General features: G+C 40.8%; 1 protein-coding gene. It reads left to right on the top strand.

From position 1 onward, the window contains the following. Positions 1 to 387, top strand: a 387-nt coding sequence (locus tag AOA59_RS26430; protein WP_178076300.1) for a polyprenyl synthetase family protein, incomplete at both ends; no start/stop codon positions are given.

Genomic DNA, 387 nt, shown 5'->3' on the forward strand with positions numbered 1-387 from the left:
CTGCTGGACTAAAAGGGATGGTAGGGGGTCAAGTATCTGATATGGAGGGTGAAGGGAAACTTCTCACCGTAAATGAACTACAGGAAATCCATCATCACAAAACTGGGGATCTCTTATCTGTGTCTGTTCAAGCAGGTGCCATTCTATCAGGTGCTTCTGATGAGGAAATAAAGCTTCTTGGGAACTTTGCAAAACATTTAGGGATTGCATTTCAGATTAAAGATGACATTCTCGATGTTGAAGGTGATGAAGAATCTATAGGAAAGCCTGTAGGCAGTGATGAAGAAAATGATAAGAGCACTTACCCAAGTATTTTAGGTATGGAGAAGGCGAAAGAAAAACTGGCTTATCACCTTGGGGAAGCAAAAAACAGTCTATATAAAGTGG

Source organism: Pseudomonas sp. 2822-15 (assembly GCF_002742515.1).
In the GTDB taxonomy this organism is placed as follows: Bacteria; Pseudomonadota; Gammaproteobacteria; order Pseudomonadales; family Pseudomonadaceae; genus Aquipseudomonas; species Aquipseudomonas salomonii.